26 protein-coding genes are annotated in these 22,240 nt (G+C 69.9%); 7 read left to right on the plus strand and 19 right to left on the minus strand.

Translation table 11 applies throughout. The annotated features are described in order from the left end of the window. Positions 1-18: 18 nt before the first annotated feature. From OG579_RS07445 to OG579_RS07455, 3 genes are all read right to left on the minus strand, one after another. A complete protein-coding gene (locus OG579_RS07445; protein WP_328858619.1) occupies positions 19-423 on the minus strand; it encodes a hypothetical protein in 405 nt (134 codons plus the stop codon). A 298-nt stretch (positions 424-721) separates the two neighbouring features. Continuing rightward, the gene (locus OG579_RS07450) at positions 722-943 is read right to left on the minus strand and encodes an MbtH family protein (RefSeq protein WP_045823710.1); all 222 of its coding nucleotides are present in this window, start codon (positions 941-943) and stop codon (positions 722-724) included. 97 nt (positions 944-1,040) lie between these two features. Then, entirely contained in the window at positions 1,041-1,433 is a 393-nt protein-coding gene (locus OG579_RS07455; RefSeq protein ID WP_150116551.1) for a hypothetical protein, read from the minus strand. A 271-nt stretch (positions 1,434-1,704) separates the two neighbouring features. Between OG579_RS07455 and OG579_RS07460 the strand changes: the two genes are divergently transcribed. The 4 genes from OG579_RS07460 to OG579_RS07475 are packed head-to-tail and all read left to right on the plus strand — an operon-like array spanning position 1,705 to position 5,702. Continuing rightward, entirely contained in the window at positions 1,705-2,754 is a 1,050-nt protein-coding gene (locus OG579_RS07460) for an ATP-binding cassette domain-containing protein (protein WP_328858620.1), read from the plus strand. After that, positions 2,751-3,566 carry an ABC transporter permease gene (locus OG579_RS07465; protein ID WP_045823712.1) on the plus strand — a complete coding sequence of 272 codons (816 nt, stop codon included), beginning with the start codon at positions 2,751-2,753 and terminating at the stop codon, positions 3,564-3,566. The genes OG579_RS07460 and OG579_RS07465 overlap by 4 nt, the downstream gene beginning before the upstream one ends. After that, complete coding sequence (locus OG579_RS07470) at positions 3,563-4,798, plus strand: ABC transporter permease (protein ID WP_328858621.1); 1,236 nt, start codon at positions 3,563-3,565, stop codon at positions 4,796-4,798. The genes OG579_RS07465 and OG579_RS07470 overlap by 4 nt, the downstream gene beginning before the upstream one ends. 40 nt (positions 4,799-4,838) lie before the next feature. Beyond that, positions 4,839-5,702, plus strand: coding sequence for a glycosyltransferase (locus OG579_RS07475; RefSeq protein ID WP_328858622.1), 864 nt, complete (start codon positions 4,839-4,841; stop codon positions 5,700-5,702). Between the two features lie 23 nt (positions 5,703-5,725). Here OG579_RS07475 and OG579_RS07480 read toward each other — a convergent pair whose 3' ends face one another. From OG579_RS07480 to mftE, 4 genes are read right to left on the minus strand one after another with little or no spacing between them, the layout of a single operon-like run. Further along, positions 5,726-6,178, minus strand: a complete 453-nt coding sequence (locus OG579_RS07480) for a PPOX class F420-dependent oxidoreductase (RefSeq protein WP_328858623.1) — start codon at positions 6,176-6,178, stop codon at positions 5,726-5,728. Further along, complete coding sequence (gene mftG, locus OG579_RS07485) at positions 6,175-7,521, minus strand: mycofactocin system GMC family oxidoreductase MftG (protein WP_328858624.1); 1,347 nt, start codon at positions 7,519-7,521, stop codon at positions 6,175-6,177. Before mftG ends, OG579_RS07480 begins: the two co-directional genes overlap by 4 nt. 7 nt (positions 7,522-7,528) lie before the next feature. Continuing rightward, positions 7,529-9,160 carry a mycofactocin biosynthesis glycosyltransferase MftF gene (gene mftF / locus OG579_RS07490; protein WP_328858625.1) on the minus strand — a complete coding sequence of 544 codons (1,632 nt, stop codon included), beginning with the start codon at positions 9,158-9,160 and terminating at the stop codon, positions 7,529-7,531. Then, on the minus strand, positions 9,157-9,873 hold the full coding sequence (gene mftE, locus OG579_RS07495; protein ID WP_328858626.1) for a mycofactocin biosynthesis peptidyl-dipeptidase MftE: 717 nt from the start codon (positions 9,871-9,873) through the stop codon (positions 9,157-9,159). The genes mftF and mftE overlap by 4 nt, the downstream gene beginning before the upstream one ends. 203 nt (positions 9,874-10,076) lie before the next feature. On the opposite strand from mftE, the gene OG579_RS07500 reads away from it, so the two are divergent. Next, entirely contained in the window at positions 10,077-11,195 is a 1,119-nt protein-coding gene (locus OG579_RS07500; protein ID WP_328858627.1) for a CaiB/BaiF CoA transferase family protein, read from the plus strand. Between the two features lie 16 nt (positions 11,196-11,211). Here OG579_RS07500 and OG579_RS07505 read toward each other — a convergent pair whose 3' ends face one another. Genes OG579_RS07505 through mftA form a run of 5 tightly spaced genes read right to left on the minus strand, consistent with a single transcriptional unit; the run spans position 11,212 to position 14,875 of the window. Next, complete coding sequence (locus tag OG579_RS07505) at positions 11,212-12,024, minus strand: mycofactocin-coupled SDR family oxidoreductase (protein ID WP_328858628.1); 813 nt, start codon at positions 12,022-12,024, stop codon at positions 11,212-11,214. 31 nt (positions 12,025-12,055) lie between these two features. Then, entirely contained in the window at positions 12,056-13,276 is a 1,221-nt protein-coding gene (gene mftD, locus OG579_RS07510; RefSeq protein WP_328858629.1) for a pre-mycofactocin synthase MftD, read from the minus strand. Positions 13,277-13,306: 30 nt separating this feature from the next. Continuing rightward, the gene (gene mftC / locus OG579_RS07515) at positions 13,307-14,512 is read right to left on the minus strand and encodes a mycofactocin radical SAM maturase (RefSeq protein WP_328858630.1); all 1,206 of its coding nucleotides are present in this window, start codon (positions 14,510-14,512) and stop codon (positions 13,307-13,309) included. Then, positions 14,509-14,817, minus strand: a complete 309-nt coding sequence (mftB, locus tag OG579_RS07520) for a mycofactocin biosynthesis chaperone MftB (protein WP_328858631.1) — start codon at positions 14,815-14,817, stop codon at positions 14,509-14,511. Before mftB ends, mftC begins: the two co-directional genes overlap by 4 nt. 1 nt (position 14,818) lies before the next feature. Next, complete coding sequence (gene mftA / locus OG579_RS21965; protein ID WP_408068809.1) at positions 14,819-14,875, minus strand: mycofactocin precursor MftA; 57 nt, start codon at positions 14,873-14,875, stop codon at positions 14,819-14,821. Positions 14,876-15,048: 173 nt separating this feature from the next. Here mftA and mftR point away from each other — a divergent pair, with 173 nt between their 5' ends. After that, positions 15,049-15,642, plus strand: coding sequence for a mycofactocin system transcriptional regulator (gene mftR / locus OG579_RS07530; protein WP_408068762.1), 594 nt, complete (start codon positions 15,049-15,051; stop codon positions 15,640-15,642). A 129-nt stretch (positions 15,643-15,771) separates the two neighbouring features. Next, a complete protein-coding gene (locus OG579_RS07535) occupies positions 15,772-16,824 on the plus strand; it encodes a ferredoxin--NADP reductase (protein ID WP_328858632.1) in 1,053 nt (350 codons plus the stop codon). A gap of 9 nt (positions 16,825-16,833) precedes the next feature. Here the strand turns inward: OG579_RS07535 and OG579_RS07540 are convergent, their stop codons facing one another. The 7 genes from OG579_RS07540 to OG579_RS07570 all read right to left on the minus strand — a co-directional run bounded on the left by OG579_RS07540 (position 16,834) and on the right by OG579_RS07570 (position 22,069). Beyond that, on the minus strand, positions 16,834-17,481 hold the full coding sequence (locus tag OG579_RS07540; RefSeq protein ID WP_328858633.1) for a hypothetical protein: 648 nt from the start codon (positions 17,479-17,481) through the stop codon (positions 16,834-16,836). Between the two features lie 88 nt (positions 17,482-17,569). Further along, entirely contained in the window at positions 17,570-18,265 is a 696-nt protein-coding gene (locus tag OG579_RS07545) for a DNA alkylation repair protein (RefSeq protein WP_328859187.1), read from the minus strand. Positions 18,266-18,308: 43 nt separating this feature from the next. Beyond that, positions 18,309-19,502, minus strand: coding sequence for an NAD(P)/FAD-dependent oxidoreductase (locus OG579_RS07550; protein ID WP_328858634.1), 1,194 nt, complete (start codon positions 19,500-19,502; stop codon positions 18,309-18,311). Between the two features lie 50 nt (positions 19,503-19,552). Next, on the minus strand, positions 19,553-20,281 hold the full coding sequence (locus OG579_RS07555) for a hypothetical protein (protein ID WP_328858635.1): 729 nt from the start codon (positions 20,279-20,281) through the stop codon (positions 19,553-19,555). Continuing rightward, positions 20,278-20,883, minus strand: a complete 606-nt coding sequence (locus OG579_RS07560; protein ID WP_328858636.1) for a hypothetical protein — start codon at positions 20,881-20,883, stop codon at positions 20,278-20,280. Before OG579_RS07560 ends, OG579_RS07555 begins: the two co-directional genes overlap by 4 nt. Beyond that, the gene (locus OG579_RS07565; RefSeq protein WP_328858637.1) at positions 20,880-21,515 is read right to left on the minus strand and encodes a hypothetical protein; all 636 of its coding nucleotides are present in this window, start codon (positions 21,513-21,515) and stop codon (positions 20,880-20,882) included. Before OG579_RS07565 ends, OG579_RS07560 begins: the two co-directional genes overlap by 4 nt. Continuing rightward, on the minus strand, positions 21,512-22,069 hold the full coding sequence (locus tag OG579_RS07570; protein ID WP_328858638.1) for a hypothetical protein: 558 nt from the start codon (positions 22,067-22,069) through the stop codon (positions 21,512-21,514). The genes OG579_RS07565 and OG579_RS07570 overlap by 4 nt, the downstream gene beginning before the upstream one ends. Positions 22,070-22,240 lie beyond the last annotated feature (171 nt).

The following is a 22,240-nucleotide window of genomic DNA, read 5'->3' on the forward strand; positions in this document are numbered from 1 at the left end:
CGTGACAGGGCCGGGCGCTCAGGCTCCGGTGAGCCGGCTGGCGATCCCCCGCAGGTCGATCTCACTCGTCCGCATGGTGCGGACGGGGGTTGCGGCGGCGGCGATCTCGAGTTCGGCGAGGTCGGCCATGATGCGGGCGAAGGTACCGTCGACGACGGAGGCGACGGTGGCGGGATCCCGCTCGGTGGACAACGCGGGCATACCGGCGAAGACGGCGGCCACGATGGCGGCGCGGTCGTCCATCTGCTGGCTACGGGTGACCGGCACCATCAGTTCGATGGCGGCATCGAGTTCCCGGTAGTTGAGCGACCGGTAGTGGTAACGGCACACGACCCGGTTGGGCGCGGACTCCGCGATTCGGCGAACCGTGCCGATCAGGTCCGAGGGGGCGATGCCGCGCGCCTCGACGAGATCGTGCTCCACGGTCGTTCCCCCCGACCGAACTGCTGCGAATGCCATCTTGAACCCCTGATTCCCGGTCACCGTGCTTGGTGTAGGGACACATTAACGGGTGGTGTGGGTCGCTGGGGTATCTGTTTCGTTACAGACTGGAACGGTAAACGCTGGCACTTCTCCACAAAAGGCGCTCTGAGCTGCACTTTCGCGTCTAAGAACGATGTCGATCGCGTTACATTGACAGGTGATCCGTGTCACATTCGAGCGCGATTCGTGTCCCGACACGGGCGTGTCGGCCGCCGGGCGAGGTGCCGGCGGGTGGAGATCACTGCGCCGAATCGGCCTCCATGGCCTCGATCAGGCTCTTGGGCCGCAGGTCGGTCCAGTGCTCGTTGACGTAGTCGAGGCACTCCGCACGCGACGCCTCGCCGAACACCTTGTCCCAGCCCGCGGGGATGTCGACGAAGGTGGGCCACAGGGAGTGCTGGTTCTCCGCGTTCACCAGCACGAAGAAGCGGCCGTTCTCGTCGTCGAAGGGATTGCTCATGGATGCGGTCCCACTCTCTGTCTGGTCGGAGCCGGCGCACCGGGCGCGGCGGACGGTTCTGAAGGGCTCGGGCGGTGTCGGGCGAACCCGGTCGGTCTCAGACGCGCTCGGCGCCCGCGAGGGCCACCGACGCCTGCACACGCAACGAGATCAATGTAGCGGCCAGGCCGGCCGGACCCGACAGGGCGAGGCCGGGCACGTTCATCATCAGGGCGACGGTGAGCGCGGAGTCGTCGATCACGTCACCGCCCGACATCGCTCCGACGGCGCCGAACGCCGAGGTGGCCAGCTGACCGAAGGTGATGGTGAGACCGGGCTTGCAGATCGCGGGCTGTCCCGGGGCGATCGCCGCGGCCGCCCCGACGAGCTGACCCAGGGTGCGCGTGTCGTCGATCTGGCTGACACGGACGCGATCGGTGGTGCTCGCCTTCTGCGAACGAAGCTGCATCGCCACGTTGCTCTCCCATTCTCCCGCCGCGGGTCCGATCACCGGTCGTCGGTGGTCACACATCACGGTTGCCGATCTCCGCACGCGGGCCGATAAAAGCGTACCGGTAATCCCACGTCCCAAAACTAATCGGTCATGACTTTCTTTTTCCGATTTCGATATCGGCGAAATGTCACGGAGCGTTACACACCGCGTCGATCGCACGGAACACGTTCACCGGACGAATACACTCGCCACCGGGTCGGCGGGAGTCGACCCGGCGGGACGCCGTCGACCCCGCGTTCCCCGTCACTCCCCGACGACAGGACCACACATGCAGGGCAGCCAGTCCGGTGGATGGACCGCGTCCGGCGGCATCGACCACACGGGGACGCGACCGAGTGTCGTCGCCGACGGTCTCGTGAAGCGGTTCGGCGACTTCACCGCCGTCGACGGCGTGTCGTTCGAGGTCGCCCCGGGAACGGTGCTCGGACTGCTCGGACCCAACGGCGCCGGCAAGACCACGACGGTGAACATGCTGGCCACCCTGCTGATACCCGACGCCGGATCGGCCCGCATCGCCGGTCACGACGTGGTGCACGACCGCGCCCAAGTGCGTCGCTCGATCATGTTGACCGGCCAGTTCGCGGCCCTCGACGAATCCCTGACCGGCCAGGAGAACCTCGTGCTCTTCGGCAGGCTGATGGGCCTGGACAAGAAGGCGGCCCGACTCCGCGCGGCGGAACTGCTCGAGGCGTTCAATCTCACCGAGGCAGCCGGGCGCCGCGTCGGCAAGTTCTCCGGCGGCATGCGGCGACGCATCGACATCGCCTGCGGACTCGTGGTCCGACCCGAGGTGGTGTTCCTCGACGAACCGACGACGGGGCTCGACCCGCGCAGCCGCCAGGACGTGTGGAACATCGTCACGAACCTCCGCGACCTCGGCATCACGACGCTGCTGACCACGCAGTACCTCGAGGAGGCCGACCTCCTCAGCGACAACATCGTGGTCATCGACAAGGGGCGGGTGATCGCCGAGGGCACCGCCGACGAGTTGAAGGAACGCGTCAGCGGGACCTTCTGCGAGGTCATCCCCAGCTATCCCGACGACATCGAGAAGATCACCGAACTGCTCGCCGACCTCGTCCCGCGCGACCAGATCCGCAGCGCCTCGGGCGGGACCGCGCTGACCGTCCCCGCGGTCCGCGGCACCGCGACCCTGGTCGAGATCGTCCGGCGTCTCGACGACGCCGAGATCGAACTGTCGGATGTCGGTCTGCGACGCCCGTCCCTCGACGACGTCTTCCTCAAGCTCACCGCGCCGGCGGACACCGAGGCCCCGACACCCACGGGGGTCGCGTCGGAGCGCGAGGGGGCGCGGTGACGACCACGGCCCCACGGCCGCTGGTGATCGGCGGGCTCGCGGCCGGGACCATCAACCCGGTGGGCCAGACGCTGGCGCTCACCGAGCGATCGCTGCGCGGGATGCTCCGCCAGGGCGAATTCGTGCTGGGAATCGTCGCCCCGGTGATGTTGACCATTTGTTTCTACGTGCCGTTGCGCAGCATTTTCGACGCTTTTCCCGGTGTCAACTACGCACAGTTCCTGATGCCGGTCATCCTTTTGCAATCGGTGGGTTTCGTGGCGACCTCGGCGGCGATGCGCGCCGCCACCGACGGCAGCGCCGGCATCACCGACCGGCTGCGCAGCATGCCGGTCAACGCGGTGATCCCGATGTTCGCGCGCCTGGTCGCCAACGCGATCCTGCTGGTCATCTCGCTGTTCTGGGCGGTCGTCTCCGGACTCGTCATCGGGTGGCGGCCCGAACACGGCCTCTTCTACATGGCCGGGTTCCTCGGGGTCGCCTTCGTCGTCGGCCTGCTGCTCGCGCTCGGAGCCGACGCGATCGGCGTCGTCGCCAGCAACCCCGAGGCCACCAGCCAGGCCCTGGCACTCCCGCAGCTCATCCTCGGCATGCTCTCGACCGGGTTCGTGCCCGAGGCGTCGTTCCCCGAGTGGATCCGCCCGTTCGCGCGGAACCAGCCCATCTCGCAGTTCACCGAGTTGATGCGGGCCTTCGACAACGGTCGCGTGACCTGGGATGTCGCGCAGGCACCGCTCATCTGGGCCGGCAGTGTCGCGGCACTCGCCGTCGCCGGCGGCGCGTACGTGATCGTGCGGGGTGCGCGCCGATGAACTGGGAGATCACCGGGACACCGTCGGGCGACGAGCCCACCACCCGTCTCCCGCGCCGACCGCGCCACCGATCGCCCGGGCAGACCGACAACGACCACTGGTGGCGGTCGGAGAAACGACCGGTCTCGCGCAGGTCGGTCGACCCCGACGACACCGAGACCCGCCGCACCGACATGACGCCCGGTCGGCAGGTGCTGTTCCCGGGTACCGGGTCGATCCGCGCGGTGGTCGGTCCCTGGACGGTGCTGGCCCCCGAGTCGGCCGACCGGCCGACGACGCGGATCCCGGTGCGCGACCGCGGCACCACCGCCGTCGAGGACGCACCCACGACCCGTCTGCCCTCGGTCCGTCTGCCCACGGCACCGGCCGACCCGATCGACGCCGTCGCGCCACGGGCCGACGGTACCGGCAACCTGATGGTGACGCGCTTCCCCGAGGTGGGCCGCCACAGCGAACGCGGGTTGCGCGCGTGGTTCACCCACACCGGCATCCTCACCGGTCGACAGACCCTCGTCGTCCTGCGTGACCGGGTCACCCTGCTGCAGACCCTGCTGTTCCCGGCCCTGAGCATGATCATGTTCAAGGTCGTGCTCGGCGACGCCATCGGTCAGGCGACCGGGCAGAACAGTGCGTTCGGCACCGTGCCGCTGGTGGTCCTCGTCGGTGCGATGTTCGGTTCCATGGCCGGCGGCGTGCGGCTGACGACCGAACGCAAGTCCGGACTGCTCACCCGCCTCTATGTCCTCCCTGTCCACCGCGGAGCCGACTTCAGCTCCCGGATCGCGGCCGAACTCATGCGCATACTGGTCGGCACGGTGATCCTGACCCTGTTCGGGATGATCATCGGCTGGCGCTTCAACCAGGGCTTCGTGCCGGCGCTGGGCATCTTCGCGGTCGCACTGCTCTACGGGGCCGCGTTCTTCACGATCGTGCTGGCGTTGGCGCTGTCGTCGTCGAACATCCCGCTCGTACCGATCCTGTCGCTGATCGCGAGCCTGTTCATGTTCTTCAACTCCGGCTTCTCCCCGGTCAGCGCCTACCCCGGAGTCCTGCAGCCGCTTGTCGCGAATCAGCCGATGACATGCGCGATCGACACCATGCGCGCGCTGGCGATCGGTGGTCCGGTGACCGACAGCCTCATCAAGACGGTGCTGTGGGCCGTCGGCGGTCTCGTCGTGTTCGGCTATCCCGCACTCCGCGCCTACCGCCGGGCGGCCGTGTCGCGGGATTGACGACATTGACCTATCCGTTCGTCTGGGTAAACATGCACCTGTGTCTCACCCAGCGATCTCGGTGATCATCCCCGCCTACAACGAGGAAGCGGACATCGCGGCCTGCCTCGATGCTCTGCTGGCCCAGGACGAACCCGTCGCCGAGGTCGTCGTCATCGACAACAACTCCACCGACGACACCGCCGCGATCGTCGGCTCGTTCGTGCGGGAGTCCCCGACCGTCCGGCTGGTCACCGAGCACCAGCAGGGGGCACTGCACGCCGCCGCTCGAGGGGTGCGGGAGGCCACGGGTGAACTGGTCGCGAAGATCGACGCCGACACCGTCGTCACCCCGCAGTGGACCGCGGCGATCCGCCGCTTCTTCGAGGCGGTGCCGCCCACCGTCGCCGGCGGCAGCGGTCTGTGCTCCATGCACGACATGCCCGCCCAATGGCTCTTCCGGTCGGCGCAGGCCCGGTTCACCGAGAAACTCGAGGCCGGCATGCGTGAGGGGTCCATCACCGAGATGGCCGACACCTTCGGCGCGAACTGCGTGATGCGGGCGGCGGTGTGGGCCGACATCGCGGCCCACACCAGCACGCGAGACGACATCCAGGACGACCTCGACATCGGGATCACCGTGGTGAGCCGGGGATGGCAGCTCGCGTGGGTACCGGGCATGGACGCCCGGATCTCGGGCCGCCGACTGTGCACGACTCCGGCCAGCTACTGGAAGTACACCGCGCGCACGCCACGCACCTTCCGCATGCACGGCAGGCGCAAGCAGTGGGCGGGATCATTGATCGGCATCCAGTTCGCCCGACTCGCCCAGGCCCTGGCCTGGCCCGTGCTGGCGTTCTGGGATCCGCGTGAGCGCACCTTCGCCGTCACACCGCGTCGCGAGGAGCAGCGCGTTCTCCCCTGACGCGTGCTGCGCCGGCAGCGACGTCAGGCGCTGACGTCGAGGGAGGCGATCACCTTCGTCGGTTCGATCCACACCACGAGTTCCCCGGGGACCCCGTTGCGCGCGCCGAACTCCTCGGCGCGGTCGGCACCCATGTAGCGACCGCCCGCCGCCGTGGCGATGCGTCGCACCTCGTCGAGGTCGTCGCTGATCTGCACACGCCCCTGCACCTGGACGAAGGCGTACGGCGGCTCGGGGAGGTCGACGCACAGCACCACACGCGGATCACGCTGCAGCGCCCGACCTTTCGCCGTGTCGGCGCCGGTGTTGAAGGCGATGCGCAGGTCGGCCCCGCCGTCGCCGGAGGTGCGTTCGTCGAGCACGAACCACACCGGCGCGATGAGCGGACGTCCGTCGGATGCGGTGAATCCCAGCATGCCGGTACGGGTTCCGGTGGACAGGAACTCCCGGACCGCCGGGTCGCCTAGTGAGGTCACGACCCGACGATACCGCTGCGCGCCGAGAGCGGTTCGGCAATGGCGTCGGCGATCCGGGCCGCCATCATCATCGTCGTCGCGTGCGGTCCGCTCGACAGGGCGCTCGGGAGGATCGATCCGTCGACCACACGCAGACCCTCGACGCCGATCACCCCGCCGAGCGCGTCGGTGGCCGCACCCATCGGCATCGTGCCCCAGGCGTGGTGCGACGTCGCGAGCACCGGGTCGATCGTCACGCTGCCCTCCTCCACGAGGTCGGCGTGCGCGGCTCCCTCGAGCATCTCCACGACCCGGTGCGACCACCGCCGCATGCCGTCGCCCACGGCCTCGGCGGCGCCGATGTCGATACCGACGGCACCGTCGGCGTCGACGGTCAGGTGTCCGCTCGCTCCCGGGACCATGCCCGCCACCCCGACGGCCGGGCCCGAGCGTGCCACACCGGTGATGTGGTCGGCGAAATCAGCGTTGTAGCAGCGGATCTCGAAACCGTCCTCGGTGTGCAGAACGGTCGGGAGCAGGGGGACGCCGGCGCGGGTGCGGGGCGCCGGGGTCCGTTCGCGGTAGCGGACCAGGATCTCGCGGTGTTCACCCAGCGGGAAGGTCGACGGTGTCCGGCCGACCGAGCGGGCGAGGAGCGTCGCGCTCGCCAGGGTGCCCGCGCAGAGGATCACCTCGTCGGCGGGGATCGTCTCCCCACCGGCGCGGACACCGGTCGCCGTGCCGTCGGACACCAGCACCTCGTCGACCGTGGTGTCGGCGAGGACCCGTAACGACGGTCGGGCGCGGACGGCGGCGGTGAGGAACGCCCGGTCGGCGGACACCCGTCGGACGCGGTCGGCGTTGACACGCACCCGGTTGACGCCGACGGTCGGCCATTCCGTGCCGACGAGGTCGTATCCTGTTCTGTGCCAATATCTCTCGAAGGCCACGGCGCGCGGGTGGAGCTCGGTGTCGTCGACGCGGCGGACCGACATCACACCGCCGGACCCGCCGCCGTCGAGGATGCGGTGGAATCGCTCGACGGTGTCGATGTCCCACCAGCGTCGATCCCAGCCGTCGAGGTCGGTGCGGTGACCGCGCAGGAAGTAGCCGCCGTTGACGACCGACGACCCGCCCACCCCGGAGCCGCGGACGAGATCGAGACCGTCGACCGTGCGATGCCGTCGCACCCGGTGCGCATCGGGTCCCACGGGGAGACGGGACACACGGAGGTCGGCGTCGGTCGGGGTGTCGCGGCCCGCCTCGACGAGGGTCACGAGAACGTCGTCACCGCGCGAGAGACGCTCGGCCACCACGCATCCGCAGCTGCCCGCACCGACCACCACGACACGACGCGGTGTCACGAGCGGCTCACGAATGCGATGGCGCGGCCCCCTCGACGACCGCACGCCTCTCCGCGATCCGCCCTGACGTCGCGTGCCGCTCCGCGATCCGCCCGGACGTCGCGTGCCGCTCCGCGGCGTGGACGGATCCGATGACCGGTCGCAGCGCACCCGCCGCCCGTGCGGCGAGCACGCCCTCCCACAGACCGGCACCGTAGGCGAGGTCGTCGAGGCGCTTGAGGATCACGAACCGGGCGACACCGAGGCGCTGCACCGGGTCGGGGTTGAGCATCTCCGAGCGCACCCATTCGACGAGGCCGTCGGCGAGGGCGACGGCGAGCAGCACCTGACGGAACCGGGCCGAGAACACCGCGAGCACGACCGACAGCGGCCAGTAGTGGCGACACAGCGCCGAGGCGAACTGCAGGAACCCGAACCCCATCGACTGTGCGGTCAGCTTCGCCGCCACCGAGAACGCGTCGGGGACGTGCGACACCCGGCCGTGCAGACGTCGTCCGATGATCGCGATCATCGCCACCAGCAGGCCCAGCCCCCACCGTGAGCGGGTCAGCACGCCGAGTGCCGCCACGGCCATGGGGACCGTCATCACGATCGGCGCCGCGAGGGTGGGATGGCGATCGCTCAGCAGGGCGGCCCCGGTCCCGTAGAAGCGTCGGCGTCGCAGCGCCGGACCGAGCCGGTCGCGGTGATCGTGCGCCGCGACGGCGATGGGGTCGTACCGGATGACCCAGCCCGCAGACGTGATGCGCCAGCAGAGGTCGACGTCCTCGGCCACGTGCAGCGACTCGTCGAACCCGCCCGTCGACACCTCGCGGAACACGCTGCGGCGCACTATGATCGCAGCGCTCGGCACGTACGGGACACGCGTACCCGGCGCCACCGCGCTCTCCCGACGCCCCATGTCGAGCGACGAGCACAGCGCCTCGTAGCGCGCCATCGGGCCGCCGTCGGGGGTCATCGCGACGATGCGTGGCGCCACCATCGCGACGCGGTCGTCGGAGAAATGCGCGAGAAGCTTGAACAGCCAACCGGATTCGGGGACTACGTCGGAGTCGACGAAGGCGATGAGATCGGTCTCGACGCGACGGGCCCCGTGGTTGCGCGCGGCGGCCGGACCGACGCTGTGATCGAGACGGAGGAGCTCGACGTCTCCCCCACGCCCCGCGTCGCCGACGACGACCGGTGTCGCGGATCCGTCGTCGACGACGACGACACGGACCCCGACCAGTGCGGCGAGCAACCGATCGACCCCGGATTGGTTGTCGCGCACCGGGATGACCACGGTCACGTCCCCGGTGTCGGGCCCGAACATGGGCCGCGGATGGGCGACCCCGGCGTCGAGCAGACGACGACCCAGGGTCGCCGAGGAGGGACCCGAGACCACCAGTCGGCCGTCGGTGTCGATCATGTCGACCGCCGCGGGGGACAGGGTCAGCAGGCGGATCGGCGATCCGCCCAGGAAGTGCCGGCGCGTTGCGGGGTTGACGACGGTGCCCAGGTCGAGCTGCACCTGGAACCCGTCGGGCAGTTCCTGCGGCGTGCGCACCGGCGCGTTCTCCGTCGCCTCCTCGGACCCGCCGTCGGCCGTGGCCTCGGGATCGGTCGCGTCGGTGTCGGCACCCTCGGTTCGACGGGTCATCGCAGGACGCCGTGTTCGTCGGGCGACCATCGACGCACCGCGTCGGCCAGTCGCGTCGCCATCGCGGCGAGGTGGGCGCGCCCGTCGTCGGGATGTCCACGGCGCGGGTCGCCGAGCACCCCGTTCGGGCTCACCGCACGCACACCCGATGATCGCAGGGTGGGCATGAGATCGGCGACGGCGGCGGTGGTGCCGACCGCGACGGCGTCCGATCGCACGGTCTCCGGCGAGATGTGCAGCAGGAGTGCGGTTTCGGTGGCACCAGCGTGCGCGTCGGCGCCGGCCACGGCGCATGGGAACCAGGCCGCGTCGCGCCCCTCGACCCGGAGCAGGCCGACCGCGTCGATCAGGGTGGCGACGTTGCCGCCGTGGCCGTTGACGAAGACGATGCGCGCGGCCCACCGGCAGGCGCTGCGGCCGTACTCGACGAGGACCTGACGCAGCGCCTCGTGTCCGATGGAGATCGTGCCGGGGAAGTCCTCGTGCTCGCCGCTGGCGCCGTAGGCCAGCGCCGGGGCCATCAGCGTCGGCCCGTCGTCGGCCCCGAGCGTGGCGCAGGCACCGTCGGCCACGGCACCGGCGATACGCGTGTCGGTGTCGAGGGGCAGATGCGGGCCGTGCTGCTCGACCGACCCGACAGGGACCACGAGCGTGACCTGCCGGTCGTCGAGTTCGGTCCAGGTCGCCGCGCCGAGCCCACCGGAGCAGATCATTCGGACAATGCTAGCCACCGCAAGCGCTTCTGAACACACGAAGCGGCGAACGCTTTTCACCCTTCCCGGCGTTTCGCGGACCGGCGCGCCGCGCCCGCGGGCAAACCACCCGGTGACAGCGATCACCGGGGCGACATGCGATGCTGGAAGTGACGGAGCGAGCGCTCGGTCAATCCATCGGCAACCGACGACGAGGTACTTCGATGAGTTCGAGTGAACAGCCGCGCGAGGAGCGACGCCAGGGCCCGCTGACGGGCATCCGGGTCGTGGAGTTCGCCGGCATCGGGCCCGGTCCGCACGCAGCGATGATGCTGGCCGATCTCGGGGCCGATGTGGTGCGAGTCCAACGGTCCGGGACGCTCCCCGCGGCGGGTCGCAACGCCGATCAGCTCCTGCGCGGGCGGTCGGCGGTCGTGGAGGCCGACCTCAAGTCGGCCGACGACAAGACCGAGGTGATCCGACTCGTCGCCCGCGCCGACGTCCTCCTCGAGGGTTTCCGGCCCGGGGTGATGGAGCGCCTGGGCCTCGGACCCGACGACCTGCTCGCGGTGAACCCTCGACTCGTCTACGGCCGCATGACCGGCTGGGGTCAGGACGGCCCGATGGCCGACCGCGCCGGACACGACATCAACTACATCTCGATGACCGGCATGCTGCACGCGATCGGCCGGGCGGGCGAGCGGCCGGTGCCGCCGCTCAACCTCGTCGGCGATTTCGGCGGCGGGTCGATGTTCCTCGTCCAGGGGGTGCTGGCCGCGCTCGTCGAGCGTGGGGTCTCGGGCGCCGGACAGGTCGTCGACGCGGCGATGGTCGATGGCGCTTCGGTTCTGGGACAGATGATGTGGGCATTCCGCGGCACCGGTCTGTGGCGCGACGAGCGTGGCGTGAACATGCTCGACACCGGCGCACCCTGGTACGAGGTCTACGAGACCTCCGACGGGAAGTACATGGCCGTGGGTGCGATCGAGCCCCAGTTCTACGCGCAGTTGATCACCGGCCTCGGTCTCGAGGGGGCCGACATCCCCGACCAGAACGACATCGCCCGCTGGGACGAGCTGCGCGCGGTGTTCACCGAGACGTTCGCCTCGCGCACCCGGGACGACTGGGCGACGGTCTTCGCCGGCACCGACGCCTGCACCACCCCGGTGCTCACCTTCGCCGAGGCCCCGGCCGACCCGCACATGGCCGCACGTGCGAACCTGCAGGAGTTGGACGGCGTGATGCAAGCCGCTCCCGCACCGCGTTTCTCGCGCACCGAGACCGGCGCACCGGTGGCGCCGGCGCGCACCGCGACCGAGCTCGCGAGCGTCTGGACCGACTGACCCGGGGCGGGACGGTCTAGACCTTCACGCTCCCCTGGTCCATCGAGAAGGTGGACGCGGTGATGGTGCGCGCGTCGTCGCTGCACAGGTACATCACGAGCGAGGTCACCTCGTCGCGGGTGGAGAAGAACGGTTCGTTGAGGATCGGCGCGAAATGCGGCTGGTACTTCTCGATGGTGAAGGCGTGCTGGGCGGAGGTGTCCTCGAACGCCATCGGGGTGTCGACCGCGTAGGGGTGGATGGTGTTGACACGGATCTTGTACTCCCCCACCTCTTTCGCCACCGTCTGCGCCATACCGGTGAGCGCGAACTTCGAGGCGGTGTACGAGGCCTGCAGCGGCATGGCCTTGAGGCCCGCCGACGAACTGACCACCACGATCGAGCCACCGTTGCCCGCGGCGATCATCGTCGGCAGGGTCGCCCGGAGGGTCTTCCACGTACCGCCGACGTTCACGTCCATCACGTCGGCGAACTGCGCCTCGGTGAGCTCCCACGACTGGCCCCAGGTGAGGATGCCGGCGTTCGCGATGACGAGATCGATGGACCCGAACTGCTCGACCCCGTCGGCCACAAGTTGCTCCTGGAAGGCGAGGTCGCGTGTGTCGCCCTGGCGCGCAAGGATCTTGCCGCCCACGCCCTCGACCGCGGCGATGGTCTCGGCGAGGTCGGCGGCGGTCGCGTGCGGATAGGTCGTGTGATCGGCCACCGGCCCGGCGATGTCGAGGCCGATGACCGCGGCACCCTGCTCGGCGAAACGGATCGCGTGGTTTCGACCCTGCCCACGGGCGATACCGGTGATGTAGACGACCTTGCCGTCGAAACGTCCCATCGCGTCAGACTACCCCAAACTGAAACGTGTTCTAGTTTCTTTCCGCGGAGACGTCCGCGGTCTCCCGGTCGGTGGTGTCACCGAAACGACGTTCGAATCCCTCGGGGATGATGATGTCGCCGCGGGTGAGCTCGTGGATGCTCTTGCGACCCAGCCCCATCAGGGCTGAGTCGATGCCGCCGCGCAGGATGTCGAGGACGTTCTCGACGCCGGTCTGACCGTTGGCGGCCAGACCCCACAGATAGGCCCGGCCGATCATCACCGCGTCGGCGCCCAGGGCGAGGGCCTTGACCACATCGCTGCCGCGACGGATGCCGCCGTCGAGCAGGACCTGCATGTCGCCGCCGACCGCGTCGGCGATGGGTCCCAGCATGCGGATGGTGGCCGGCGTGCCGTCGAGGTTGTTGCCACCGTGATTCGACACCGACAGCGCCGTGGCACCGATGTCGCGCGCACGTTTCGCGTCGTCGAGACGGGTGATGCCCTTGACCATGAACGGCCCACCCCACTGCTCCCGCAGCCACGCGAGATCCTCCCACGACGGTGGCGCGGTCGCCATCCACTGTCCGTAGGCCCCGAAGAACGTGGGGCCGGTCTGCCCCTTGTCGACGACATTGGGGGCGGTGAGATCCGGGATGATGGGCTTGCCCCTGTTGAACCAGTCCCACGCGTAGCGCGGACGCATCGCGATCTCGGGCGCCAACTTCAGCAGCGCCCTGAGGTCGACCTTCTCGGGGATCTCCGGCGAACCCCAGTCGCGGCCCATCGAGAACGACCAGTCTGTCGTCACGATCAGCCCCTTCGCGCCCGCCGCGCGAGCGCGTTCGGCGCGCTTGAGGATGTCCTCACGCGAGTTCAGCCAATAGGCCTGGAAGAAGATCTTGTCGTTGACCGCGGTCACGTCCTCGATGGGCTTGCTGGCGAAGCTCGACAGCCCCATCGCGGTGCCCCGGGCCGCCGCGGCACGGGCGACGGCCACCTCCCCCTCCTTGTCGACGGCCTGCACTCCCGTCGGCGAGATGAGGACGGGCATCGAGATCTCCTGACCCATGATCGATGTCGCCTGCTCACGCTCGGCGTGCGCGCCGACGACGTGCGGGGCGAAACCGATCTCGCCGAACGCCTCGACGTTGTCGTGCAGCGTGATGCCCTTCTCGCTGCCGGCCACCAGCGATGAGTACACCGACTTCGGTAGCCGCTTCTTCGCGCGACGCTGCGCCTCGAGGACGGTCTCGAACCAGGGATTGACCATGTGGATCAACTACTTTCGTGTACGACGGAGTCAGACGGGCGCGAACCCGGCGAGCGGATTCTCGTCGCAGTCGCGGCTCGGGGGCCGAGTCATCAGGGTGAGTGGCACTCCACGGGAGTGGTCCTTGTTCGCCGTCGGGGCCGTGCGTTCGCCGGCGAGCAACTGCTCGCCGAAACCCTGCACGCACTCGGGGTCCGGACCGGCGAGCGGCAGGCCGGTGAAGAACTTTGCCGCCATGCAGCCACCGCGGCAGGCATCGAAGTGCGCACACTTCGTGCACGCACCGGCGTTCTGCGGTTCGCGGAGCTCCAAGAACAGATCCGACTGCTGCCAGATGGTCCGGAAACCGCCGTCGGACAGGATGTTCCCCGCGAGGAAGTTCTCGTGGATCGCGAACGGGCAGGCGTAGACGTCGCCGATCGGGTCGATCAGACACACCACCCGGCCGGCGCCACACAGGTTCAGACCGGGCAGTCCACCCTGTCCGGGCTCGGCGAACGCCGCGAGGTGGAAGAACGAGTCGCCGGTCAGCACACCATCGCCGTGCGCCACGAGCCAGTCGTAGAGCTCACGCTGCTGAGACGGCAACGGGTGCAGGTCATCCCACACATCGGCACCACGCCCCGACGGCCGCAGGCGCGTGATCCGCAGCGTTGCACCGAATTTATCGGCCAGCGCCTTGAACTCATCGAGCTGGGAGACGTTGTGGCGGGTGACGACCACACTGATCTTCGCGTCGGAGAAGCCGGCCTTGGCGAGGTTCTCCAACGCGCGGATGGCCATGTCGAACGACCCCGGCCCACGCACGGCGTCGTTGACCTCGGCGGTCGCGCCGTCGAGCGAGATCTGCACATCGACGTAATCCGACGCCGCGAGCCGGGCGGCGACGGCCTTGTCGATCTTCAGACCGTTGGTCGAGAACTTCACGCCCACCTGGTGCGACGTCGCGTAGTCGACGAGCTCCCAGAAATCCGACCGGACCGTCGGCTCACCGCCGCCGATGTTCACGTAGAACACCTGCATCCGCTGTAACTCGTCGATGATCGCCTTGCACTGTTCGGTGCTCAGTTCGCGCGGATCACGTTTGCCCGACGACGACAGACAGTGCACACACGACAGGTTGCAGGCGTAGGTGAGCTCCCACGTCAGGCAGATCGGGGCATCGAGCCCCTTCTCGAACTGATCGACGAGGCGGCCCACCGGTGCCGGTGCGGGGCGGCCGAGCGTGGCGGTCATGCGGACTCCCGGGGAAGGTCGGCGGGCACGATCGTCGCGGACGCCGCGAGCGAGGTGAGCGCCTGGAGGTAGAGGGGGCGATCGGCGTCGGCGATCGGCGCCGCGGCGAGCGCCGACTCGGCACTCGGGTGGTCGGCGAGCGACCGCACGAGGTCGACGACCGTCAGGTTCTTCAGGAACGACAGCTTGCGCGTCCCGAAGTGGTACAGCAACGCCCCGAACGGCTCCGGTCGCAGCGCCACACTGGGATTGAGCATCCAGGGGGCACTCAGATCGAACTTCTCGGTCGTGACGGCGGCCGTCATGTCAGTAGACGCCGCACATGCCGTCGATCGAGACCTCTTCGACAAGACTCTCGGTCACGAGTTCTGCGTCGTCGGTGACAGGCGCGGTGACGTCGGCGGACGGGACGGTGGTGTTCTCGCTCATGATGTCCTCTCGATGGTGACGTGGGTCACGTCGGACTATAATGGCACCGAGTGCAGAAAAGCTAGACCCGAGCGATCACTCGCACGGATTCGGACGCGGCGAAAGGTATGGGCGTGGTGTCTCCGCAGCTCGGACGCCGTCCGAGTACGACGCGTGCGGTGATCAGCGAGGTCGCGATCGACCTCTTCACCCGCCGGGGATTCGACGAGACGAGCGTCGACGATGTCGCCGAGGCCGCGGGGATCGCCCGCCGTACCCTGTTCCGCTACTACCCGTCGAAGAACGCGATCCCCTGGGGTGACTTCGACGTGCACCTCGAGGCGATGCGCACCCACCTCGACGCGCTCGGCGACGACCTGCCCGTGGCGGTCGCCCTGCAGACGGCGCTGGTCGAGTTCAACCGCGTCGACGCAGATCATCTGGACAGCCATCGGCGTCGCATGCGGCTCCTGTTGGAGGTACCTGCACTGCAGGCACATTCGATGCTGATGTACACCGGGTGGCGCGACGTGATCGCCGACTTCGTGGCGCGGCGCACCGGGGCGTCGCGCGACGACCACCTCCCGCAGACCGCCGGGTGGCTGATGCTGGGCGTGGCGCTCGCCGCCTACGAGCAGTGGTTGACCGACCCCGCGGCCGACCTCGCAGCCCTGCTGACCGACGGCAGCCGTATTCTCGATCGGGGTCTGCGGGCGCTGTAGTCGACGGCGCCGGCGGTGGTCGGCGGCGCTCGTGTCGATCGGGCCCGCGGACCGCCGGTGGCGGATGCCACCGCACGGTGGGTATCCTCAAAACTAGAACGTGTTCTCATTTTGCGAGAGAGGTGGCCGATGACGGCGATCACGCCCCACAGCACCAGGAGCGTCGTCCTCACGATCGCCGAGGTGATCGAGGAGACCGCCGACGCCCGGTCGCTCGTCTTCGACGTACCCGCCGAGCACACCGACCGCTTCGGCTACAAGCCCGGCCAGTTCCTCACGCTGCGGATCCCCAGCGACCGGACCGGATCGGTGGCGCGGTGCTACTCGCTGGCGTCGTCGCCGACGACCGACGCCAAGCCGAAGGTGACCGTCAAACGCACCGCCGACGGATACGGGTCGAACTGGCTGTGCGACAACGCCTCCCCCGGCGACGAGGTCGAGGTGCTCCCACCGTCGGGTGTCTTCACCCCCGCCGACCTCGACGCACCTCTGCTCCTGCTGGCCGCGGGCAGCGGAATCACGCCGATCGTGTCGATCCTCAAGGCCGCGCTCGCGACCGGATCGGGACCGGTGGTGCTGTTCTACGCCAACCGCAGCCAGGACGACGTGATCTTCGCCGAGGAGATCCGGACCCTGCACGCGGCACACCCGGAACGCCTCACCGTCATCCACTGGCTCGAGACCGTCCAGGGTCTGCCGGGAGTCGCCGCGCTCACCGCGCTGCTGCGTCCCTACGCCGCCCACCACGCGTACATGTGCGGGCCCGGACCGTTCATGGACGCCGTGCACACCGCGCTCGCCGACGCCGGGTTCGGCCACAAACAGGTCCACGCCGAGGTCTTCACCTCGCTGTCCGGAGACCCGTTCGACGATCCCGACGTCGCCGTCGTCAGTGCCGAGGAGACCGCTGACGCCGCGTCGGTGTCGGTGGCGCTCGACGGCACCGTCCACGAACTATCGTGGCCCCGCAGCCAGACACTCGTCGACATCATGATGGCCGCCGGACTCGACGTGCCGTACTCGTGCCGTGAGGGCGAATGTGGTTCCTGCGCATGCACCGTCGTCGACGGCACCGTCGAGATGGCCAATGTCGGCGCCCTCGATCAGGAGGACATCGACGACGGCTACATCCTGGGCTGCCAGGCCCGCCCCACCTCAGACCACCTCACGATTGAATTCTGAGCCGACAGCTCAGCGGGTGGTGAGCCAGGTCAGCACGGACTGCGCGGCCTTCGGGTCGCCGTACTGCGTGCCGATCGCGCCGGCCACGGTCGCGCCGATCGCGGCACCGGCGGCGGCCGCGGGGATGATCAGGAGACAGGCACCGAGGACAGAACAGCCCACGACGAGCCCCACCGCGGCACCCACGACCGTGCCGACACCCGCTCCGGCGGCGGCCGACACGGTGCCCGCACGGTTGAGTCCGTTCGCGACGTGGAACAGCATGGCGTAGTAGGCGCGGTCCTTGCGCGCCGAGACCGGGTGGGCGCCCCGCTTGATCGCGGCGGTCACCGTCGGTGTGAGGTCCGGTGCGATCGTCGCGCTACGACCGTCCGCGGCGACCGTCGTCCGCATCGGGACATCGACCCCGTCGAGCGGGATCGACGCGGGGACGCGGTCGATGGCGCGACCGCGGTCGTCGGTGACGACGAGGCCATCGGGCGTGCGCGTGAACGCGGCGCCGGACAGCGTCGACGTCATCGCACCGCCCTGGCCGACCGTCACCCGGTAGCTCGGAACCGGGTCGGCGTTCGCCACCGCCGTCGCGCCACCGGACACCGCCAAGACCGCGGTGACCACGAGCGCGGCGATAGAACCCGCCCGCCCGGTCACATGCACGAGTCCACCCCGCATGATTCCCCCTCAGACATACCCTCGGATCGGATGTTATCCGACGCGACGAGCGCCGGTGGGGACGCGACGCGAACTATCGCATCGCCCGCAGCGCGGCACGGTGATCGGCATCGAGGTGCTCGGTCGCGTACGACAGTGCGGTGCGACCCATCGCGGCAGCATGGGTCTCGAGAAAACGCACCAGTTCGTCTCGATCGCACCGTTTCCCGGCCTCCCGCAGCATCCAGCCGAACGCCTTCTGGATGAGATCGCGGCGATCGGCGACGACCAGCGGCGCGATCTCGTACAGCGCCGAGGGGTCACCCCGCCGGATGAACGCGAACGTGGCGACGATGCCGACGCGTCGACACCACAGGTCGTCGTCGGAGGCGAACCGCCCCAGCAGGTCCCGCGGACGGTCGAGGAGCCACACGCCGAGGATCGGATCGGCGGAACTGTCCACGAGATCCCAGTTGTTCACCCGGCCGCGTGTGACGGCGTCGAGATAGAGCTCGACCCAGTCCCGCCGCGCGGCCTCGGTGTCGCTGCGCTCGAAGCCGTCGCGCAGCAGGAACAGGCCCATCAGTCGGTGTTCGTGCATCGGACTGTCGAGCAGGTCGACGACCCCGCGCGCATCGAGGCCGCGGAACGACGCCACCAGGGAGCGCAACCGTGGCACCGGTACCCCGACGAATCGGTCCCCCTCGCCGTACTGCCCGGGACCGGACTTGAAGAACCGCGCCGACCCGGCGGCCCGCTCGGGGTCGGCGAGGGCATCGACCGCGGCCATCACCGACGGCGCGTCCACCCGATCGGCGACCACCGCTGCGGTCCTAGGAGATGAGGTCGGCGATCGGGGTGTCGGCGGCGACGGTGGCGCGCATCTTCATGACCGCGCCCGCGCGGCCCGCACCCACGACGCCGGTGAGAACGCCGTCGCGACTGAAATAGGCGAGGAACTTGTCGCCGTCGGAGTCGACCATGTGCACGTCGTCGTCGGCGGCGGGGGTACCGAGGCACTGGATCTTGATGTCGAACTGGTCGGTCCAGAAGTAGTGCACCACCGGGGTCGTCGAGGCCCGGTCGCCCCCGACGAGCGTGTCGGCGAGCACCTTCGCCTGCTCCACCACGTGATTCCAGTGCTCGACCCGGTGGCCGAACACGCCCGACTCGTCGGACCAGATGGCGACGTCGCCGAGCGCGTAGATCCCGTCGACCGACGTCGCCCCCCGTGCGTCGCAGGCGATCCCACCACCGTGCGCGCGATCGGCGAGATCGAGACCGATCGACTCCGCGAGTCCCGTCATCGGGGTGGACCCGATGCCCAGGACCACGATGTCGGTCTCGATCCGGGTGCCGTCGTCGAGCGCGACCGCGGTCACGCGACCGGACTCGGCGACGATCTCGTCGACACCGACCCCGGTGCGCACGGTGACGCCGCGGTCGGTGTGCAGCTTCTCCACGCGCTTGCCGATCACCGGTCCGAGCGCCGCGTTCAGCGCGGTCTCGGCGGGTTCGACGATGGTCACCGTCGCGCCGGCGGTCGACAGACTCGCGGCGACCTCGCAGCCGATGAAGCCGGCCCCGACGACCACCACGCGCGCGCCGTCGCTCGCCGCGGCGCGCAGGGCGACGGCGTCGTCGTAGGTGCGCAGTACGTGCACGCCGGTCAGATCCGCGGTCCCCGGGAGCATGCGCGGGTCGAGACCTGTTGCCAACACCAGGGAGTCGTAGTCGACGGTGACGCCGCCGCCGACCGACACCGTGCGGGCCTCCGGGTCCACGTCGGTCACCTCGACGCCCAGGGTGAGGGTGACGTAGTTGTCGGCGTACCACTGCTCGGGCTTGAGTTCCACGAGGTCACGGTCGCCGCGCAGCACGGCCTTCGACAGCGGCGGACGGTCGTACGGGATGTGCTCCTCGCGACCGATCAGCGTGATGGCGTCGGAGAATCCCGCCTGCCGAAGGTTTTCCGCGAGACGGGCACCCGCGAGTCCCGCACCGACAACGACCACTCCACCGCTCATGCGCGTCTCCTCGAATCGGGGGCGTGCGCACGACTCACCCGACCATCGGCTCATCCATCGACACCGACGGGGTACAGATCGGCCATGCGCCACCCGTCTCCGACTCTACGCATCACGACCCACCGCGCGATCGGCACCGTGGCGCGTGACGGTGAGGCCGTGGGGATGTCGATCGTCTGGGTGGCGAACACCAACAGCCGCATGGTCTCGCCTCCGGTGGTGGCGGCCGGGGCGACCCCGACCCCGGTCACCGCGATCGACGACGAGGCGCCGGTCTCGACAGCCGAGGCCAGCGCGACATTCGGTCCCTGGCTGCGGTAGTCGGCGAGCAACCGGCCCGTCAGCAGCGGCGTGATCCGTGCGGCGCGGCGGGTGGCGGGGTCGGCGGCGAAATCGGCCGGGCCGAAGTCGAACAGCGCGGTCATCGTCGACCGCGCCGCGCCGAGCAGGGTCGGATCGGGTCCGGCGTCGTCGCGGGTGGGGCGCAACGACGCGCCCGCGAGGGTGGTCGCCAGAGCCACCAGCGCGACGGCCGCGACCACCGCATCGCGTCGGTGGACGGGGACCCGATCAATGGGGCCCTGATCTGACGGGTGCCGCCGCACGACACCGGTCCACAGGTGCGCGAGCACCCCGAGCGCGACGGCGACCGCGGGCGGCCACACCCAGGTCGGCGCACCGAGGACGACCAGCGCGGAGACGATGCCCGCGACCGCGGCCAGGCAGATCACGCCGCGGGCGGCGCGGGTCGGGGTCGACGCCGATGTGGCGGCGGTCATCGCAGCTGCGCCCGGTCGATGGTCCACCCGCGCGCGCCGTGGATCATGCGGACGTCGAGCACGAGTCGTCCGTCGGTCGCCGATCCGCCGAGCAGCGCGGGGTTGGTGGCCTCGGCCACGACGAGCAGGTCGACCGGAGAGCGGGCCGCATCGCCGACGACGCCGGCCGCGACGACCTGTCCGGTACCCGGTAGCCGTTGTGCCGCAACCGCTGCGGTGATCTCGGCGGCCGAATCGTCGATCCGGCGGAGGAAATCCCCGCTGCTCACCCGGCGGACCGACGCGAGATACCCCTCGGGGTCGGTGGGGTCGGCGGTGAGCACTGTGGCCACGGCCGCGCGCGTCGCGGCGACCACGGCCTCGGCCCGGCCGCGTTCGTCGTCGGCCCGGACCGAGAAGACGCAGACGACGATCCCCGCGACGGTCGCGGCGACCACCACGACGATCGCGATCAGGACCGCGACGCGGCGTGTGCGCCGAGTGCCACCATCGTCGCTCGACCGCCCCGGCCCCGTGTGGACCTCCGTCGCCGCCACCGCGGCCTCGGCTCGTTCCAGGCGTTCGCGCGCGGCGGTGACCCGGGCCGATTCGGATGCGCTCACCGCAGCACCTCCAGCGTCGCGACCCGCCAGCGATCGTCCACGCGGCGCAGGTGCGCGGCGAGAACCCTTCCCACCGTGGACGTGTCGGTCCCCTGCCGCTCGGTGACGTTCACCGCGACCACCACATCCGCACCCGCGCCGGACACGGCGGTGACTCCGGTCTCGACGGGTACGCACCCGGCGGTGACGTCGGCACCGGACGGCTGCGGCCCGTCGAGGGCGCCCGCGCCCGACCGCAGTCGGTCGGCCAGATCCGCGGTCGCGGCATCGAGGGCCGCGGCGCGGGCGGCGGCGGTTCCGCGGTCGACGACCCGGCACACCAGCGGCCCGGCGTCGCGCGCTGCGGTGTCGGCCGCGTGATCGACCGCACGTCGGTCGACAAGGTGCGTCGCGCTCACCGCGACCACCGCTGCGAGGGTCACCGCGAGCACGAGAGTCGTTGTCGCGAGCAGGTTCCGACGTCGGCGGGACACCGAACCGATGCCGACGACGACGGCCGCGACAGCGACGACCGTCACGACCGACGACACCCACCACGGGGCCCACCCGACCAACGCCCCGAGCCACACCGCCGCCGCACCCGCCGCGATCACCGTGCCGGGCAGCGACAGCCGGGACCCGACGCCGGTCACGGGAGGAACTCCACGCGCGACAGTTTCAGCTCGCCCGCGTTCGGTGTGCTCGAGTCGGGTTCGATGCGCACCATGAGTCGGAAGCGATTCGGCGCCGTCGCCGTGTCCGCCTCTCCCGGGGTGGATTCGCCTGTCCCGGAACGGGTGAGGACCACGGCGGTGACCAGGACCTCGGCGGTGTCGCCGTCACGACCGGCCAGAGCGACTCCGTCGACACTGCCGGTCGCAACGGTGCCGAGGCGGGTCACGAGGGTGCGGTAGGCACCGGTCGACTGCGCGAACTCGTCGCGGAACGACCCGGTCGAGGAGTCCAGGATCTGCCGCGCGCGATCGGGGTCCCGCGCGTCGGGCAGCAGGAGCGCCGACACCGTGGTCTGTGCGGCGGTGGTGAAGTCGACGTCGCGGTAGCGGGTCTGCGTGCCCCGCACCGCGAGGACGACGACGGTGGCGATCACGAGCGCGACCACGACGACACCCGCGGCGAGAAACCATCGGGGGGTGCGGGCGGGCGGATCGCCGGTGCCGAGGAGTCGGTCGAGGTCTCTACGTGCCACCGTCAACTCGCGTCGCGCCTGTCGGCGGGCAGAACGAGACGAACGCGTCACGATCACCTCCACGCCCACCTGCGGTACCGACCCCGCGCCAAGAGTAGCGGCGCGGGGCGCACCCACTGTCGCATCCACACCGCGCCGACGTCCCCGCGATGCTTTGATGGTCTCTCGACC

Source organism: Williamsia herbipolensis (assembly GCF_036153515.1).
Taxonomy (GTDB): Bacteria; Actinomycetota; Actinomycetes; order Mycobacteriales; family Mycobacteriaceae; genus Williamsia_A; species Williamsia_A herbipolensis.

Excerpts from the sequence above, each read along its gene's own strand:
- mftC (WP_328858630.1), bottom strand. The coding sequence starts at position 14,512 with ATGACCGCCACGCTCGGCCGCCCCGCACCGGCACCGGTGGGCCGCCTC.
- mftD (WP_328858629.1), bottom strand. The coding sequence starts at position 13,276 with ATGGTCAATCCCTGGTTCGAGACCGTCCTCGAGGCGCAGCGTCGCGCG.
- mftF (WP_328858625.1), bottom strand. The coding sequence starts at position 9,160 with ATGACCCGTCGAACCGAGGGTGCCGACACCGACGCGACCGATCCCGAG.
- OG579_RS07500 (WP_328858627.1), top strand. The coding sequence starts at position 10,077 with ATGAGTTCGAGTGAACAGCCGCGCGAGGAGCGACGCCAGGGCCCGCTG.
- OG579_RS07450 (WP_045823710.1), bottom strand. The coding sequence starts at position 943 with ATGAGCAATCCCTTCGACGACGAGAACGGCCGCTTCTTCGTGCTGGTG.
- OG579_RS07545 (WP_328859187.1), bottom strand. The coding sequence starts at position 18,265 with ATGGCCGCGGTCGATGCCCTCGCCGACCCCGAGCGGGCCGCCGGGTCG.
- mftR (WP_408068762.1), top strand. The coding sequence starts at position 15,049 with ATGGGCGTGGTGTCTCCGCAGCTCGGACGCCGTCCGAGTACGACGCGT.
- OG579_RS07505 (WP_328858628.1), bottom strand. The coding sequence starts at position 12,024 with ATGGGACGTTTCGACGGCAAGGTCGTCTACATCACCGGTATCGCCCGT.
- OG579_RS07555 (WP_328858635.1), bottom strand. The coding sequence starts at position 20,281 with ATGACCGCCGCCACATCGGCGTCGACCCCGACCCGCGCCGCCCGCGGC.
- OG579_RS07460 (WP_328858620.1), top strand. The coding sequence starts at position 1,705 with ATGCAGGGCAGCCAGTCCGGTGGATGGACCGCGTCCGGCGGCATCGAC.
- mftB (WP_328858631.1), bottom strand. The coding sequence starts at position 14,817 with ATGACGGCCGCCGTCACGACCGAGAAGTTCGATCTGAGTGCCCCCTGG.
- OG579_RS07550 (WP_328858634.1), bottom strand. The coding sequence starts at position 19,502 with ATGAGCGGTGGAGTGGTCGTTGTCGGTGCGGGACTCGCGGGTGCCCGT.
- OG579_RS07535 (WP_328858632.1), top strand. The coding sequence starts at position 15,772 with ATGACGGCGATCACGCCCCACAGCACCAGGAGCGTCGTCCTCACGATC.
- OG579_RS07470 (WP_328858621.1), top strand. The coding sequence starts at position 3,563 with ATGAACTGGGAGATCACCGGGACACCGTCGGGCGACGAGCCCACCACC.
- mftE (WP_328858626.1), bottom strand. The coding sequence starts at position 9,873 with ATGATCTGCTCCGGTGGGCTCGGCGCGGCGACCTGGACCGAACTCGAC.